We start from the raw sequence: 16393 nt of genomic DNA on the forward strand, positions 1-16393 counted from the left end.
CTGCAATCTGCAATCATAAATGGTATTAGCCCTCACTGGGGCGCGGAGCCTCAAGCAGCAGCGGTTCATCAATCGTCGAAGTCATCGCACTCTGACCACGGAAGAGGCCACCTGGTTCGATATGCAGCGCAGCAGTCGTAATATCGCCCCAAACCTTGCCGGTGGGCGAAATCTCCAACTGCTCAACGGCGGTAATCTCGCCCTTGACCGCGCCCGAAACGTGGACATTCTGGGCTTTGACGGTCGCAATCACACGCCCCGTCTCGCCAACAATCAGATTACCGAGTACTTCAACGTCACCTTCAACCGATCCATCAATCCGAATATTGCCATCGGAGGTCAAACTACCCTGAAAGCGGGTATTGGCACCGATAACGGTTTCGGTCTTATTGTAGATCGAGGAGGTGGCGGGTTGGGGCTTTCTATTAAGGCCAAACATGGTTGACACATCCTCCTGACTTGGTTGCGCTCGCAGGTAGATGAACGTGAGGATAGATAATGTTTTACAGCATAGCCCAAAAAAGGCCCGTTCAACGCGAGCAACATCCCCATTATAGTATACCTAGCATGAACCGGCAAATAAGGCGGGGAGGCTTCGCCTCCCCCAAAGAACTCTTTTGGTTCGTGTTGGCGGCTTCGCCGCCAACACGAACCAAAAAATATGCTCTTGCAGACTACGATAGCCTCGCGTACAATGACGCCCGCCCTTCACTACTTCCTACTTCCTCTCTTCTCCATAGAAAGTTCCCATGACCTACAACGTCCTTATGATCGCCTCGACCAGCTTCTTCTCGGATTATGGCAACCATGTGCGGATCTGGGAAGAGACGCGAGCGATCCAGCGGCGCGGCCATCGGCTGGTGCTGGCGAGCTACCATAACGGCGATGATATGCCCGGTTTGGACATCCGGCGTTCTTGGGATGTTCCCTGGATTAAGCGCGCTGTGGTAGGTTCTTCGCGCCATAAGCTCTACCTTGATGTGGGGCTGGCTTGGCGCACGCTGCGGGTGGCGTTGCAACTGCGCCCCGATATTATTCATGCCCATACCCACGAGGCTGCCGCAATTGGTATGCCGCTACGCCAACTCTTGGGCGTGCCGCTGATCCTTGATTATCAGGGCAGCATGACGAGCGAGATGCTCGACCATGGCTTCCTCAAGCGATCGAGTCGGCTCTATGGGCCGGTGCATGGCGTCGAACAGATGCTCAATCGCTCTGCCGATGCAATTATGACCTCGACCCACAACGCGGCGCAACGGTTACGCTCCGACGGGCTGGTGCCAAGCGAGCGCATCCATGCCGTACCCGATGGGGTGGATACCGAGCGCTTTCGACCCTACGATGGTTCGGTGGCATGGGCCGCGCAACGCGCCGAACTGCGCGCCCAATTGGGCATCCCGCCCGACCGCCGCATCATTGTCTATATTGGCCTCTTAGCTCCCTATCAGGGCACCAATCTGCTGATCGAAACTGCACGCATGCTTACCGCCCGCCGCCCCGAGGTACACTTCCTGATTATGGGCCATCCCGACCCGCAGAGCTACCGCCGCTACGCTGCGAGTCTCGGTGTGGCCGAGCATGTTACCCTGCCGGGCCGCATCATCTACCGCGATCTGCATAGCTACCTTGCCTTGGGCGACGTGGCCGTTGCGCCGAAGATGAGCCTCACCGAGGGCAATGGCAAGATTGCGAACTATATGGCTATGGGGCTACCCACGGTTGCCTTCGCCACCCCCGTGGCCCGCGAGATTCTGGGCGATACCGGGCTCTATGCCGAAATGGGCAACGCCGCCGACCTCGCCGCCCGCCTTGAGCAGGCGCTCGATGATCGCGCCCTCGCTGCCAACTTAGGAGCCGCCGCCCGCCAACGAGCCGTCGCCGAACTCTCATGGGAACGGGCCGCCCGCACCATTGAGGCGATCTACGCCGAAGCCCAAGCACAGCGCAACGCCCCCCGCGAGCAGCGCACAGCGCCCCTACGGCTGCGCCAACGGGATAAATGACAGAGGGCAGGAGATAGAAAGTAGGAAAGAGAAAATATGATGTGGCACCTCTTTCCTACTTTCCTATTTCCTCGTTTCTATTTTCTCAGCCCCTACGATCCAAAGTATCCCGATACTCCTGCACACGCTGCGCTGCCCAAAGGGCCGCAGCAGGTGGTAGCGCTGGAGGCGGTACAGGACGCTCATAATCTACATCGTCCCCATAACGCGCCCGTCGGTAGACGGTCGTGAAGGCGGCTTGGAGATCAAGTACCGCATCAGGATGAGGCGAGCGCAACGGTACGCTGATGCGCGGCAAAGGATCGCGCACATCTACATACCAAACCTCCAAGCGCCCAATGTTACTTCCACGGTGCAAAAGAGCATAGTAGTCGCTCTGTCCTACAACCTCTTCAGGGCGTTCGCCTGCCCGCAATAGATCAATCTCAAGCCAATTGGTGCGGGTCGTAAAAATTGCTGCACGTTTGGCTAAAAATTCACGCTGCCCCCGTGTACCGCGAGCCTTATTCCAAGGTGATAGCAACTCCAACGTGGTCACCAACTCACGCTGGCGTCGATCATAGATCGCTAAGTAGCGATCACGCTGCTCCACATCAGATGGCAAACGTTCGATGATTGTGGCGGGGGTCACAGAAAGACTAACAGCAGTCGTTGCGTTCTGCAACTGAGGACGCTCTACAAGAAAAATGTCGGGCACAAATTGGCGGCGCGCTTGAGCTTGAAGCGCATCATCATCATCATCTTCATCAGCAATATAAACGCGCTCCTCAACGACAACCGAGAAATGGGGTGCAACCTGCTCAACCAACATATCACTGATGACCCCAAGCATACGCAGATGCACCCCCGGCCATCCCTTGGGGTCTTCGAGGTAGGGATCCATCCCTGGAAATGGTGAATACATGGCGAATACCAGTTCCTTTTATTTGGGTGTGATCAAAATCTGTAGGGCGGTGCCCTACAACCCTTCGGACGGAGGGGGAGCGCGAGGGAACCAGGTTCCCTCGCACACCCTAGCTACACATTGAGGTTTGGGGCGTAGCCCTCAGTACATTGTAGCACCCCATGCACAAATCCTTCAGGATGGGTATAATGGCATACCATGAACGACAATACCTCCATCATTGCCACCGAACAACACTACACTTCAGGGCTCTATCCCAAGCGTGGGCTGGCGCTGGTGCGCGGGGCCGGGGCACGGCTCTATGCTGCCGATGGCCGCGCTTACCTTGATTGTGTCGCTGGCCAGGGTGCCGCCAATCTGGGCCACGGTCATCCCGCGATTGTGGCTGCGCTTCAGGCACAGGCCACGACGCTGATCAGTTGTCCAGAGATTTTCTATAACGACCAACGGGCGGCCTATCTGCAGGCATTGGCTGCCGCATTGCCGCTGCCCGCCCGTATTTTCCTCTGCAATTCGGGGGCCGAAGCGGTTGAAGCAGCGCTCAAGTTTGCGCGTCTGCTCACTGGCCGCCAGCAGGTGATCGCGACCATGCGCGGCTTCCACGGGCGTACAATGGGGGCGCTCAGTGCTACCTGGGAGCCGAAGTACCGTGAGCCTTTCCAGCCACTGGTGCCCGGCTTTCACCATGTGGCCTATGGCGATGTCGCCGCTCTCGAGGCTGCGGTGAGCGACCAGACCGCCGCCGTGCTGCTGGAGCCGGTGCAGGGTGAAGGGGGAGTACGCCCGGCCCCTGCGGGTTACCTTGAGGCGGCGCGGCGCATCTGCGATCAGCACGGGGCGCTGCTGCTGGCTGATGAGGTGCAGACCGGCTTTGGGCGCACTGGGCGGCTCTTTGCCCTAGAGCATTGCGGCGTGGTGCCCGATCTGCTCATTCTGGCTAAGAGTATTGCCGCTGGCTTGCCTATGGGCGCGGTTGCTCTCCATACCCGCCACGGGCCGCTGCCCGGCGGTGCCCACGGGACAACCTTTGGCGGTGGGCCGCTGCTCTGCGCCGTGGCCCACGCCGCCCTGCGCGTCTACCAAGAGGAGGATCTGCCCCGCCAAGCCGCCGAAAAGGGGGCATGGCTGCATCAGCAACTCAAGGCGCTCAAGCTCCCGGCGGTGCGCGAAGTGCGCGGCCTGGGTCTACTCGTTGGCCTCGAATTGAAACAGCGGGTCCAACCTGTACTCCAAAACCTGCTTGAGCGCGGCCTGCTGGCCCTCCCCGCCGGGCCCAACGTTCTGCGCCTCTTGCCCCCCCTCGTGATCAGCTATGATGAATTGGCTGAAGTGGTGGCGCTCGTCGCAGAGGCGTTGCGTTAACGTAGTGGAGTAATACCATTTACGATTGTAGATTGTAGATTGCAGATTGTAGATTGCCGAATATGGAAAAAATCGCCATCATTGATCTCGGCTCCAACACCACCCGCCTGATCGTTATGGCCTACGAGCGCGGCTCATGTTTCCGCCTGATCGATGAGGTCAGCGAGGCGGTGCGCTTGGCTGAGGGCGTGGGCCCCAACCGCGAACTACAACCTGAACCGATCCGCCGGGCGGTCAATGCGCTGAGTATGTTCAACCGCTTCTGCAAGAGTACCGCCGTCAACCATGTCGTTGCCGTTGGTACCAGTGCCATTCGTGAAGCCGCAAACCAAGAGGAATTCTGGAGGGCGCTGCGGGCGGAAACAGATCTCGATCTTCGCATTATCACCACCCAAGAAGAAGGCTACTATGGCTTTCTGGGAACCGCAAATGCCCTCGGTCTGCGCCACGGCGTCACCTTCGATACTGGCGGCGGCTCAACCCAGGTGGTTGCGGTGCAAGATGGTCGCCCGACCGAGAGCTTTTCGGTGCAGGCGGGGGTTCTACGTTTCACTGAACGTTATGTAAACAGCGACCCCATCAGCAAGCGCGATCTGCGTGAACTGCGTGCGGCTGCCCAGCAAGCCTTTAGCGGCCTGGCGTGGCTCAAAGCCGACACCGGTCAACGGCTTGCAGGCATGGGCGGCACCGTGCGTACCTTAGCCCGCATAGACCAGAAGGCCCGCAACTATCCCCTTGATCGCGTCCATGCCTATACGCTCACCCGCGCAGCTATTGCGGCCATAAGCGAACAGTTGATCCAGAAGAATCGCCGCGAGCGCGAGCAGATTCCCGGCCTCAAGCGCGACCGCGCCGATGTAACGCTGGCTGGTGCTGTAATCATCGAGGCGCTGATGGATCAAGGCGGCTTCAGCGAACTAACCGTGAGCGGCCAAGGTCTCCGCGAAGGGCTCTTCTATGCCCACTTCCTTGCTCCCAACGACCCGCCGATCTTAGAAGATCCGCGTAGCTTCAGTATTCTCAACCTAGCCCGTCTCAGCCACTTTCAAGAGGCCCACTGTCACAAAGTGGCCGAACTTAGCCTGAGCCTCTTCGATCAACTCATCCCGCTGCATGGCTACGGTGCCTGGGAACGCGATCTGCTCGCCCAAGCAGCCATGATCCATGATATTGGCGTAGCCGTAGGTTACTACGACCACCATAAGCATGGTGAGTATCTCGTCCATAACAGCTTACTACTTGGTTTTAGCCACCGCGAAAGCATCATGCTCAGTGCGCTTGTGCGGAACCACCGCAAAGGCTTCACTGATGCCACACCCTACGCTGCCATCCTCAAACCCGAAGACAGTACCCGCATTGCGCGCCTCAGCGCCCTGCTGCGGATCGCCGAATACCTTGAGCGCGGCAAGAGCCAGGTTGTCCAAGCAGTCCGCGTGGAACTTGGCCCCCCCATCCGCATCCTGGTGCAAGCCACCGGCGACGCACAACTCGAAGTCTGGGACGCAGCCCGACGTAGCAACCTCTTCCGCAAAGCCTACAACCAGGAGCTTGAGATTCTGCTTGCGCCGTCGCCACGCTAGGTACGTTAACCCTCTGGCGGGGGTTTTGGGGAGGCAAAGCCTCCCCAAAAAAACTCTTGTGGTTCCGTGTTGGCGGCTTCGCCGCCAACACGGAACAAAAAGCGGGGTTTGGGGCATAGCCCCAAAGCGGGTTTCAGGGCCGCAGCCCTACACGTAATGTGAATGGGGTGGCTCCTAATGTTCACGGCGATACTGCTCACGCAGATCATCAATACTGACGAAGCTACCCGTTGCGCTTTCACAATACCAATATTCCCAGCCATTATATGCCGGTCGGTTTTGGATCAATGCCGCGATTTTATGAATCGAACCGCTCTGCTCCTGCCAAATAAGATGAGCATCCGCTTTGATGGTTGCAACGAATTTTCGATCTTTGGAAAAGACCTGTTGACCAATAGCAAGGTATCCGGCCTCAATCAACTGCCCAAAGCTTATTCTTGGTGCATCACGCTTTGATTTGGTCACGAGTTCATGCTCACTGACGGGTGATGCTGGGAGCGATGCAAGCCGTTCCTGTGAAATCGCCACATACTCAGGTGAAATTTCGATCCCGATATACCTGCGCTGAAGTCGCTTCGCTACGGCTGCGGTTGTCCCAGAACCAGAAAATGGATCAAGGACGACGTCGCCGCGATTACTTGATGAGAGAATGACACGATGTAAAAGCGCCTCTGGCTTTTGGGTTGAATGGGCTTTTTTACCATTGATTTTAATGCGCTCTGCGCCAGTGCAGAGCGGAATATACCAGACATTTTGCATCTGCTTTTCGTCATTAAAATTTTTCATCGCCTGGTAATGAAACGTGTACTTTTTCTGCGTTGCCGATTTTTTAGCCCAAATCAGCGTCTCAGTAGCATTCTGAAAGCGTGTCCCACGAAAATTGGGCATCGGATTGGTTTTATGCCAAATGACATCATTGAGGAGCCAGTAGCCCAAATCCATCATGATCTTGCCAACACGAAAGATGTTATGGTATGAACCAATGACCCAGATCGTTCCATTATCCTTTAAGACGCGACGACATGCTGACAACCACTGCTCAGTAAAGTGATCGTATTCAGCAAAATCAGCAAATTGATCCCATGCATCAGCTACACCATCTACCACAGTCTGATTAGGACGAAGCAGTTCATGTTGTAACTGTAGGTTGTAGGGAGGATCGGCAAAGATCAGGTCAACCGATTGCTCAGGCAAGGTCTTGAGCAGATCAAGACAACTTCCCTGGATAATTTCGTTCAAAGGGAGCTGTTCGCTCGGCACATCTTCACTCCTCCCTTTCAAGACACTGTATCTGAAGGGCTGTAGCGAACAATGGTACGTCCTATCGTCTGTTTCGTCAATGGACTGGAAGTAGTGTGAACTATTACCCTGCGAGCAAGCTTGAGCTAAAAACCCAATAGTAGTTTGAAAATTCACAACTAGACAATGCGCCATGTTAGGGTATGCTAACATAGGGTAGCTCTTTAGCAGAAACGTGGGAGTTAGGTAATCGTTCGCCTATGTTCTACGTTCCTCGTTGCTCCGTCCTTCCCTCTAGAAGCAAACATCCTATGGGCATCTGGTTTGAGTTTCTTCAGCTTACGCTCGCGTTGGGGATCGGTTGGCTTGGCTGGGTGCTGGTACAGTTGAATATCAAGTGCAACGCCCGTTCAGTTCTCGATGTGGTAGCACGACAACAAGCAGCAAGGAGGAGTTGGGATGGGCAAAGGCGAACCGAAGGTTGAACAACTCGCCCGCTTAGGGCGGCCATGCTTGGGGGTCTGTAGCGATAAGCATTGCAAGCGCGCCGGGGCGCAACAGGTGATCGGTGCTGCCCTCGCCGCCCTGCACGAGGCTGAATTGGCCGAGCAGGTGAGCGTCGTGGCTACCACTTGCCAAGATCATTGTGACGACGGCCCCGTGCTTACTGTCGTCCCCGGTTTCTACCCCTACCTCAAGCTCAACCCCGCCACCACACGTCAGGTCGTTTTGAGCCACCTGCGTGATGGCAACCCACTGCTCGAACACCTCCATCCCCGCATGCGCCGCCGTCTTGCGCGGCGCGCCGCCGAAGAGGCATAGAAAGAGACTATGGATTTACAACTCACCACGCTGGCTCAAGCCACCCCTGGTCGCATGCTGGCCTTTGCGCCGGATGGCTCGCTACGCCTGATCTGGGATGAGGCGACGATCCGCATCGCACTCTTTGATCTCTCCCACTTAGCCAACCTGCTTGATGATTGGGCACAGGAAGAGGAACTGCCCCTTTTGCGCCGGGGCTACTATCGTATCGAGCCGGCCCCAAATGGCGGCTTGCAACTGTGGCTCAACAATATTGGGCTCAACCTGAGCCGCGCTGAGTTACGCACGCTCACCAGCCTGATCGAAGCGGCTGAGGCGCGGCTCAGTTGCTTGGGTGAAATGGTACGGGCACGCCCCTTCGGGCCGGGCTTTCGTAAGCTCGGCGCACCACAAGCCAAGAGCCTCTGGCTGAATTAGTCGCTAGAGGGTACTAGGGGCTATGCCCCAAACCCATGTTGATGTTGGGCTGGGGCGGCTTCGCCGCCCCAGCCCAACATCAAACGATTGTTAGCGCGAAAAAGTTCTGGGCCGCGACGTTGGCTGAGCCTGTCGAAGCCAACGTCGCGGTGGCTTCGACAGGCTCAGCCAACGCGACGCCCCCCACGAGCCCAGGGCTTTTTCGCGCTAACAAATGATTCTTACAAACTCTCGCGTAGCATCGTCCCATCGGGTAGCCAGCGAATCCGCACCCCATCCACCTCGGTCCACGTCTCCCCGTCATCGTCAAACTCTTCGTCACGCACAATGACCGGGCCGGCGTTGTATGACCACTGCAACAACTCGTCTATGGTGTACCAGCCCGACTGGTACTGCACCTGGTCGGTGGGATTGAGCCAGAAACGAATCTGGCCATCCATCCATTGCCAGCGTTCGAGGGAACGCCACTGCTTTCCCTGATCGTTCAGTACGCCCTTCAACTCCTCAAGCATCCGTAAGAGTTCCGGCAGCGTATGGCGATTACTGTAGCGTAACTGGAGTAGGCGTTGGTTTACTGCATCACGTAAGCGTTCCAGTTCCGGAATACCCAGTTCTTGGATGTCGATGTCAGTCACAGCAGCGTCCTTTCTGTGGATACCGGTTCAGCCGGGCGGCTGTGAGCGCCCTTGAGTGTGCTGAAGCTACGAAGCAAGCTGATCCGCTCCGATATCCATTCCAGAGCGACTCCAATGGGTGTCGTCCGACGCGTACTGCGGTGTACGAACTCGCCGGGTGATACTACCCGTACTATCATCATACCGCAAAACTGTTACAGTAAACGTGCAAAAAAGCTGAAACTAGGGTCACGTTCCGGAATCAGCTTACTTTTGGCTTCGCAAACGAGACCTTGACGGGTTTACCGCGCAAATTGACCCCCGAGAGCCCCCGTACCACCCGGTGCGCGGTGTCATTCGGCACCTCAACGAAGGTGAAGCGGTCGTAGATGTCAATCGCGCCGATCTGCTTGCCAGGGATACCCACTTCGTTAGCAATCGCGCCCACAATATCGGCAGGGCGCACGCGGTCGAAGCGCCCAACATCAAGGAAGAGCCGGATCATGCCCGCTTCGGCACCGGCCCCATCGCCCTCCACCGAAACCAAGCTCTCTTCCTGTTCCACTTCGTTGAGCAACAGTTTGAAGGCAGCAGCGGCCAAATCGGCAACCTCATGCCCTTCGGCCATCTCCTCGACCATCATAATGTAGGGGTCAAGCTCACCCTCACGCAGAACTTCGCGTAGCGCATCACGGAAAGCTTCGCGCCGCCGCGCCGCCACATCGGCGAGCGAGGGCAATTTGAGGCGCTGGATGCGCGAGCGCGTGGTGCGCTCAATAATCTGGATTTGACGCCGTTCACGCGGAGTGATCAGCGAGATAGCGAGGCCCGTGCGCCCGGCGCGCCCAGTGCGCCCGATCCGATGCACATAGCTCTCCGGATCGCCCGGTACATCATAGTTGATCACATGGGTCACATCGGGAATATCGAGGCCACGGGCAGCCACATCGGTGGCAACGAGCAGTTCCGCTTGGCCCTCGCGGAAGCGCTTCATCACCCGCTCACGCATGGGCTGGCTCAGATCGCCATGGATCACCTCAGCCATATAACCACGCCCTTGCAGACTCTCACCCAAGCGGTCGGCGTCAGCACGGGTACGGCAGAAGATCATGGCCGAACCGGGGGTTTCGACATCCAACACACGACAGAGGGCGTCCAGCTTTTCACGCGGAGTCACTTCGTAATAGACTTGGCGCGTGCGCGGTGCCGTGAGTTGTTCACTCACCACACTGATCCGTTTGGCCTCACGGGTATAGCGCATGGCCAAATCAAGCACTGCGGCTGGCATCGTCGCTGAAAAGAGCGCCGTCTGCCGTTCGTTGGGGGTTTGCTGCAAGATATACTCAATATCCTCGGCAAAGCCCATATCGAGCATCTCGTCCGCCTCATCAAGGATGACCATGCTGATATGATCGAGTACCAAGGTACCGCGACGCATATGATCCATCACGCGCCCTGGGGTACCAACCACCACCTGCACCCCACGCGCCAAACTGCGCAACTGGCGCTCAATCGGTTGCCCGCCATAGACGGGGGTGACGCGGGTAGACGCATGTTTACCATAGCGAAACATCGCTTCGGCAACCTGCATAGCCAATTCACGGGTTGGCGCTAAGACCAAAGCCTGGGGCACATGCTCAGGCTTGAGACGGCTAAGGATGGGCAGAGCAAACGCCGCCGTCTTGCCGGTGCCTGTCTGGGCATGGGCAATAACATCGTGGCCTGCCAACATAACGGGAATCGCCTGGGCCTGAATCGGCGTCGGCTCATCATAACCTAGATCGCGCAACGCGATCAGGATTGGTTCACTAAGTCCAAGTTCGCTGAAGATTGTCATGGCACCGATTATACCATGCGGGGGCGGCTTCGCTGCTTACGCAGAGCTTTCTTTCTTTCACGTTGACGGCTTCGCCGCCAACGCGCAAGCGCAAAACTTTACCAAAACCCTACCAATAACGCCCTAACCTACAAGCCTACAATTATGGTATGCTAAGAGTCTATTGGACTGTTCAAGGATGACCAATGACACCCCTAGCCCGGATCCTTGTAGCCGATGACGACCCAGCCCTCTGCCTGATTCTGCGCGAAACGTTGCAGGATGCGGGCTATGAGGTTGCGCTTGCCTATGATGGCGATCAACTGGTACGTATGGCCCAAGAAGATCCCCCTGATCTGCTGCTTGTGGATCTCATGATGCCACTGATGGACGGGTTTGAGGCAATTCGCCAATTGCGTAATGATACCCGCACATCACACCTGCCAGTGATTATCCTTACGGCACGTAGCGCGTCATCGGAAGTGGTGGTTGGGTTCGATACTGGCGCGGATGATTACATTGTTAAACCCTACGATATTGACGTCCTCCTGGCGCGCATCCGCAGCCACCTGCGCCGCGCCGCAAAGTTGCCAGTCCGCAATCCCTTGACTGGCCTACCTGGAAATGTCCTGCTGGAAGCCGAACTAAAACGCCAACTGAAGCAACAAAACGATTTTGCACTACTCTATGTTGATCTCGATAACTTCAAAGCTTTCAATGATGCCTATGGCTTTGCCCGTGGCGACCGGGCCATTCATCTGTTGGCCGACACCCTCTCCGCCATTGCCTCCAGTGAAGACTTTTTGGGCCATATTGGTGGCGATGATTTTGCAATCATCCATTACGGCGAGCAGAGCGAACAACTCTGTCAGCGTATCATTGCCAGCTTCGATGCCCAAGTACCCCAACTCTATGATGAGGTAGATCTGCAGCGTGGCTTCTTGCGCGGCATTGATCGCCAGGGTATGGCGCGTCAGTTTGGGTTGCTTAGCCTCTCCATCTCAGTTGTGAGTACCAGCGAACGGGAATTTACGAGTGTGGATGAGATCAGTAAGATTGCGGCTGAAGTCAAACAAGCCGCCAAGAGCATTTCGGGCAGTAGCTATGTCTTTGATCGGCGGAGCAGCAAGCAAGCCCCCCCCGAAGAACGACGCGGTTTGCCGCGCCCTGCCGCACTCATCATCTATATCAATGATAGCATCCGCGCCGCAATGGTTACCAGCCTGCGCCACCAGGGCTACCGCCCCCTCATTGCCGACAGTATCGTGCGCGCCCAAGATTTGCTGGCCCAAACTCCCAACCCTGCACTGCTGCTAGCTACCACGAGCGATGAAGCGGTGTGGCAACTTTGTAACCACTTCGCACCGCCCATTCCACTCATTGCGATTGTGCCCAATCAAACCGATGCCCGCGTGGCCATTGAGCGGGGAGCCAAAGTGGCACTCATTGCCACTGAGAATATCGTAGACTTTAGCGATCAACTGATGCTCCACCTGCCCCCGGCTGAAGCAACGCAACCACTGCGTGACGAAGAGCCGATCCAGATGCAGCAGGTGCGCACCCTGACGTTGCAGCGTGAAGCGAACGAAGATAGCCTCACGCTCTTGCCTAATCGCGCCCACGTTGATCGACGTCTCATTGAGTTTGTGGAACAGAACCAGAGTAGCGCCCGCCAATTGGTAATCGTACTGGCCGACCTTGATCACTTCAACGATCTCAACCTGCGCTTTGGCCATATGCTGGGCAATGAAGTCCTGCGTATTGTTGCTGATCTACTCCGTAGTAGTACCCAACCTGCTGATGTGCTGGCACGCTACAATGACGACAAGTTCCTGATCTTGATCCCTGACCAGACCATTACGCAACTGAGTCACCGCATTGAAACCCTGCGCCTGCGCGTGGCCAACTATCCATGGTATAATCTGCACCCCCAACTGAGCCTGACCATCAGTTTCGGGATGGTTGCAGCCTCTGGCCAGAGTGCCGAGGAACTCATAACGGTAGCCATTCAACGCATGCAACAAGCGAAGGCTGCCGGACGCAATTGTGTCGTTGCGCTGTGAAAGGAAGCCCTATCCGTGAGAAATCCTATGTCCGACATGCGTCGCCTCGGTACCATCCTGCTGATCGGGGTGGTAGCCGGAGCAGCGGCGCGACACTATATTACGGCTCGCACGCGGGCTGAGGCCGAAGGTGGCCCGCGCCTGATCGATTGGAACCAAGCCCGCACAGCAGCGCTGCGTGTCTCGCAGTGGGAACAAGCCCCCGTCCACGCCCGTGAATACCGCGAAGCCCAGTATCTGCGCTTGGTCAAACAGAGTGAGCCGCTGATCGCCGAGTACCTAGGCGTACAACTGCCCCAGCCCATCACCCGCGTCTATGTCCACGACCGGCGCGAGTGGCTGGAGGCCAACTTTGTCTCGTTTGAACACCTCTTCCAGCCGGTCGAAGCCATCTATGCCCGCGCCGGACAGCGCAGCACTGCCGCGATCCTGATGGGCGATTTCAACGGACGGCTGATTGGGGCCCAGATGGGGGTAATGTTGGGCTACCTCGCCCGCCGCGTGCTTGGTCAGTATGATCTCAGCCTGCTCTCGCCCGATCCCGCCGCACGCGGTGCGCTCTACTTTGTTGAACCCAATATCGCCAATGTGCAACACCAACTCGGGCTCAACGACGAAGACTTCCGGCTCTGGATTGCACTCCACGAGGCAACCCATGTCTTTGAGTTTGAAGCCTACCCCTGGGTGCGCGAGCATTTCCGCAATCTCTTGCAGCAATACTTTGATCAGTTGGATCAGCAACTCGAAAGCATTGGTTCAGGTCTGCCCCAAGTCTTAGCGCGCCTCATTCAAGGCTGGAGCAGTGGGCAACACTGGATCGAACTGGTGCTGACGCCAGAACAGCGGGCCATCTTTGAACAACTCCAAGCCCTTATGTCAATCGTCGAGGGCTACGGCAACCATGTGATGAATGCCGTCGGCAAGCGGCTGCTGCCCAGCTTCGAGCAGATCGAACAGCGCGTGGCACTACGGCAGTCTACCAAGACGCTGATCGAGCAACTCTTCAACCGCATCACCGGCATGGATCTCAAATTGGCCCAGTACCAGCAGGGCGAAGCCTTCATCAACCAAGTGATTGCTATGCGCGGGCGCGCCTTCGCCCACCGCGTCTGGGAATCCCCCGCCCATCTGCCAACCATGGCCGAGATCAAGTGCCCAGAGGAGTGGATCGCCCGCATTGAGCGCTTGGGGTGAGGAGAGATGCGGGATGCGGGATGTGGGATGCGGGATGCGGGATGCGGGATGAAAGGGAGCGCAACATTCGCCCTATGCTGGGTGCGCGGGCCTTTAGAGGCTGTCTGAAAATTCTATGGATTGGCGTTGGAGTGCCGACTTCAGTCGGCTGAGGTCTTTGGTAGCGCTGGGAAGCCGACAGGCATCGGAGGGCCGACTTCAGTCGGCTGAGGTCTTTGGTAGCGCTGGGAAGCCGACAGGCATCGGAGGGCCGACTTCAGTCGGCTGAGGTCTTTGGCAACGCTGGGAAGCCGACAGGCATCGGAGGGCCGACTTCAGTCGGCTGAGGTCTTTGGCAACGCTGGGAAGCAGACAGGCATCGGAGGGCCGACGTTAGTCGGCTGAGATCTTTGGTAGCGCTGGGAAGCCGACTAACGTCGGCACTACCTACGGCACAAACAGGAACGTTCCTCCTCCCTCATCCTTCCTCCTTCCTCCTTCATCCTTCCCCCTCATCAGCGCATGCGACTCAAGATATGCCGCTTCTGGCTCTCGAACTCCTCTGGCGAGAGGATGCCCCGATCACGGAGATCGGCTAGGCGCGTTAGTTCATCCACAATCGAAGCGCGGGTGGCTGGTGGAAGCGGCTGTGGCGCATAATCATGTTCGGGCAAATAGCCATAGCCCCGCTCATGGTTATGCTTTGCGTCAAGCATGACGCGCTTAAATTGGACTGGATCGGCAATCCGATCCATTGTATTATTGCTCTCTTCACCAGAAGCGGTCAAAATAGCCACTGTCCCAAAGTTCATCATGCGCCCAATGATGCTTTGGCGCAATTCAACATCGTTGATCTTCTCCAACGAAGATGCCACCGCTCGCTTGGTAATCACCCCGCGCACCTGAATCACCCGCCGGTCGGTGATAATATACTGATCATTGATCCAACGCAGGTAGTCAATAAAACCACTAATCAGCACAATAACACTAATTCCAACGCAGATCAACAGAATGAGATTACTTGCAGTCAATTCACCAATAACCACACTACTAGTATCAAATGCCATATGTGAAGCAACCCCAGCCGCCACCAAGAGCGAGATGAGCGAAAGTTCAGCCAGAATGTTGGTGATCAGCACGAAGACATGTTGGCGAGCAACATAGAGAATTTGCTCACCAGCACTGAGTTGCTGTTCAATGTAATCCATCACGACTCTCCTTTGATATAGCGCTGGGGAAACTCTCGGCTTGCGTTGTAGCGACGAAGCCACCAAAACGCAAGTACTAAAGAGGAGATTATGGGGCTGTGCCCCATTAGTAGGTTGTAGGGCGGCAGTGCTAAACTCAATGCGCATGGAGCATGGCTCACGCTTCCCCACATATAGTAATAAACTGTGCTACAGCATCAGATTATCCACGAGAGACCACGCAATTATACCAATTACCCTTGAACATGCCACATTATCAAGAACGCGAAAGCCTATTGGGACGCCGTGTTCGACAATCTGCAATCTGCAATCTACAATCGTAAATGGTATTATTCAACTCGCAGGATCTCATCAAGAAAAGCCACCGACTTGAGTTCCCGTTCAAGCAGTTGGCGCAGGTAGGCGCGAAGCACTTGAGCGGCCTCGTCACGCACATGGGCCGAAAGGTGCAACCGCTCAACCACGTTCAGCGGTTGGGTCTGTAGGTAGCGCAGCAAACGAAAGGCTGCGCCGCTCAACGGTAGCGCAGCCCGGTCAGCATTGCAGTCATGCGGGCAGAGCATGCCACCCAAGCTGGGGCTAAAATGTTCAGCCGCTTCGCTCAGGCGGGCACCACAGACTGCACAGTAGTGCAAATGGGGGCGATAGCCCGCCAGATGCAGCAGGCGCAACTCATAGGCACGCAACACGAGATCGGGGTAGGCGCTCTGATCGAGCGCCCCCAAAATGGCTACTAGTAGTTCAAAGAGTTGCTGGCTCTCGTCTTCCTCTTCGGTAAAGCGGTCGTAGAGCTCTGCCGCATAGTAGGCACAACTCAAGCGCGGCAGGCTCTCCCGCAGCGAAGCATGCGCATGCAACGTCTGGCTCTGGGTCACCAGATCAAGATTACGCCCCACTGCCAAGAGCAAATTGGCATGGGTAAAGAGTTCAAGGTAGCCAGCCAACTTACTCGTCGTCTTACGCGCCCCCTTGGCCACCACGCGCCGTTTGCCCCCTGGGGTTGCCAACAACAACAGACGATCCGCCTCACCGAAATCGCTGCGGCGCAGGATCAGAGCCTCCGTGCGATAGACGCGCTCACGCATAGCAAGCTTGCTCCATAGGCTGCCAGCGCCAAGCACAGGTTGCAGAACAGAGCCTCATCTCCGTAGGAGCAACGGGAAGCAGAGGCATCAAGCTTGGCCATACGCTC

General features: G+C 56.7%; 14 protein-coding genes. 7 read left to right on the plus strand and 7 right to left on the minus strand.

Annotation, left to right across the window (positions count from 1 at the left end; translation table 11 throughout):
- Positions 1–25: 25 nt before the first annotated feature.
- The gene (locus CJ255_RS01765; protein WP_097642377.1) at positions 26–439 is read right to left on the minus strand and encodes a bactofilin family protein; all 414 of its coding nucleotides are present in this window, start codon (positions 437–439) and stop codon (positions 26–28) included.
- A gap of 310 nt (positions 440–749) precedes the next feature.
- On the opposite strand from CJ255_RS01765, the gene CJ255_RS01770 reads away from it, so the two are divergent.
- Positions 750–2003, plus strand: a complete 1254-nt coding sequence (locus tag CJ255_RS01770; protein ID WP_097642378.1) for a glycosyltransferase family 4 protein — start codon at positions 750–752, stop codon at positions 2001–2003.
- Positions 2004–2088: 85 nt separating this feature from the next.
- On the opposite strand, the gene CJ255_RS01775 is transcribed toward CJ255_RS01770, so the two are convergent.
- A complete protein-coding gene (locus CJ255_RS01775; protein WP_097642379.1) occupies positions 2089–2907 on the minus strand; it encodes a DUF4058 family protein in 819 nt (272 codons plus the stop codon).
- A 198-nt stretch (positions 2908–3105) separates the two neighbouring features.
- On the opposite strand from CJ255_RS01775, the gene CJ255_RS01780 reads away from it, so the two are divergent.
- Both CJ255_RS01780 and CJ255_RS01785 read left to right on the plus strand, forming a co-directional pair.
- Positions 3106–4269: an aspartate aminotransferase family protein gene (locus CJ255_RS01780; protein WP_097642380.1), complete on the plus strand. Its 1164-nt coding sequence runs from the start codon at positions 3106–3108 to the stop codon at positions 4267–4269.
- 62 nt (positions 4270–4331) lie between these two features.
- Complete coding sequence (locus CJ255_RS01785; protein WP_097642381.1) at positions 4332–5849, plus strand: Ppx/GppA phosphatase family protein; 1518 nt, start codon at positions 4332–4334, stop codon at positions 5847–5849.
- Between the two features lie 174 nt (positions 5850–6023).
- Here the strand turns inward: CJ255_RS01785 and CJ255_RS01790 are convergent, their stop codons facing one another.
- On the minus strand, positions 6024–7109 hold the full coding sequence (locus tag CJ255_RS01790; RefSeq protein WP_245863117.1) for a site-specific DNA-methyltransferase: 1086 nt from the start codon (positions 7107–7109) through the stop codon (positions 6024–6026).
- Between the two features lie 438 nt (positions 7110–7547).
- On the opposite strand from CJ255_RS01790, the gene CJ255_RS01795 reads away from it, so the two are divergent.
- Complete coding sequence (locus tag CJ255_RS01795) at positions 7548–7910, plus strand: (2Fe-2S) ferredoxin domain-containing protein (protein WP_097642382.1); 363 nt, start codon at positions 7548–7550, stop codon at positions 7908–7910.
- Between the two features lie 9 nt (positions 7911–7919).
- A complete protein-coding gene (locus tag CJ255_RS01800) occupies positions 7920–8327 on the plus strand; it encodes a hypothetical protein (protein ID WP_097642383.1) in 408 nt (135 codons plus the stop codon).
- Between the two features lie 221 nt (positions 8328–8548).
- On the opposite strand, the gene CJ255_RS01810 is transcribed toward CJ255_RS01800, so the two are convergent.
- Together CJ255_RS01810 and CJ255_RS01815 are read right to left on the minus strand one after the other, a co-directional pair.
- Entirely contained in the window at positions 8549–8962 is a 414-nt protein-coding gene (locus CJ255_RS01810) for a hypothetical protein (RefSeq protein WP_097642385.1), read from the minus strand.
- 241 nt (positions 8963–9203) lie between these two features.
- On the minus strand, positions 9204–10778 hold the full coding sequence (locus CJ255_RS01815) for a DEAD/DEAH box helicase (RefSeq protein WP_097642386.1): 1575 nt from the start codon (positions 10776–10778) through the stop codon (positions 9204–9206).
- 185 nt (positions 10779–10963) lie between these two features.
- Between CJ255_RS01815 and CJ255_RS01820 the strand changes: the two genes are divergently transcribed.
- Positions 10964–12820: a diguanylate cyclase domain-containing protein gene (locus CJ255_RS01820; RefSeq protein ID WP_097642387.1), complete on the plus strand. Its 1857-nt coding sequence runs from the start codon at positions 10964–10966 to the stop codon at positions 12818–12820.
- Positions 12821–12847: 27 nt separating this feature from the next.
- On the plus strand, positions 12848–14014 hold the full coding sequence (locus CJ255_RS01825; RefSeq protein WP_097642388.1) for a zinc-dependent metalloprotease: 1167 nt from the start codon (positions 12848–12850) through the stop codon (positions 14012–14014).
- Positions 14015–14508: 494 nt separating this feature from the next.
- Here the strand turns inward: CJ255_RS01825 and CJ255_RS01830 are convergent, their stop codons facing one another.
- Together CJ255_RS01830 and recO are read right to left on the minus strand one after the other, a co-directional pair.
- Entirely contained in the window at positions 14509–15201 is a 693-nt protein-coding gene (locus CJ255_RS01830) for a PH domain-containing protein (protein ID WP_097642389.1), read from the minus strand.
- A gap of 329 nt (positions 15202–15530) precedes the next feature.
- Positions 15531–16286 (minus strand): DNA repair protein RecO, encoded by a 756-nt coding sequence (recO, locus tag CJ255_RS01835; protein ID WP_097642390.1) that lies wholly within the window; start codon positions 16284–16286, stop codon positions 15531–15533.
- Between the last annotated feature and the right edge of the window lie 107 nt (positions 16287–16393).

Origin of the sequence: Candidatus Viridilinea mediisalina (assembly GCF_002532535.1) — a bacterium.
Taxonomy (GTDB): Bacteria; Chloroflexota; Chloroflexia; order Chloroflexales; family Chloroflexaceae; genus Viridilinea; species Viridilinea mediisalina.

Bases quoted from the DNA above. Each gene is read 5' to 3' on its own strand.
- CJ255_RS01765 (WP_097642377.1), bottom strand. From the start codon at position 439: ATGTTTGGCCTTAATAGAAAGCCCCAACCCGCCACCTCCTCGATCTAC.
- CJ255_RS01770 (WP_097642378.1), top strand. From the start codon at position 750: ATGACCTACAACGTCCTTATGATCGCCTCGACCAGCTTCTTCTCGGAT.
- CJ255_RS01775 (WP_097642379.1), bottom strand. From the start codon at position 2,907: ATGTATTCACCATTTCCAGGGATGGATCCCTACCTCGAAGACCCCAAG.
- CJ255_RS01780 (WP_097642380.1), top strand. From the start codon at position 3,106: ATGAACGACAATACCTCCATCATTGCCACCGAACAACACTACACTTCA.
- CJ255_RS01785 (WP_097642381.1), top strand. From the start codon at position 4,332: ATGGAAAAAATCGCCATCATTGATCTCGGCTCCAACACCACCCGCCTG.
- CJ255_RS01795 (WP_097642382.1), top strand. From the start codon at position 7,548: ATGGGCAAAGGCGAACCGAAGGTTGAACAACTCGCCCGCTTAGGGCGG.
- CJ255_RS01800 (WP_097642383.1), top strand. From the start codon at position 7,920: ATGGATTTACAACTCACCACGCTGGCTCAAGCCACCCCTGGTCGCATG.
- CJ255_RS01815 (WP_097642386.1), bottom strand. From the start codon at position 10,778: ATGACAATCTTCAGCGAACTTGGACTTAGTGAACCAATCCTGATCGCG.
- CJ255_RS01820 (WP_097642387.1), top strand. From the start codon at position 10,964: ATGACACCCCTAGCCCGGATCCTTGTAGCCGATGACGACCCAGCCCTC.
- CJ255_RS01825 (WP_097642388.1), top strand. From the start codon at position 12,848: ATGTCCGACATGCGTCGCCTCGGTACCATCCTGCTGATCGGGGTGGTA.
- CJ255_RS01830 (WP_097642389.1), bottom strand. From the start codon at position 15,201: ATGGATTACATTGAACAGCAACTCAGTGCTGGTGAGCAAATTCTCTAT.
- recO (WP_097642390.1), bottom strand. From the start codon at position 16,286: ATGCGTGAGCGCGTCTATCGCACGGAGGCTCTGATCCTGCGCCGCAGC.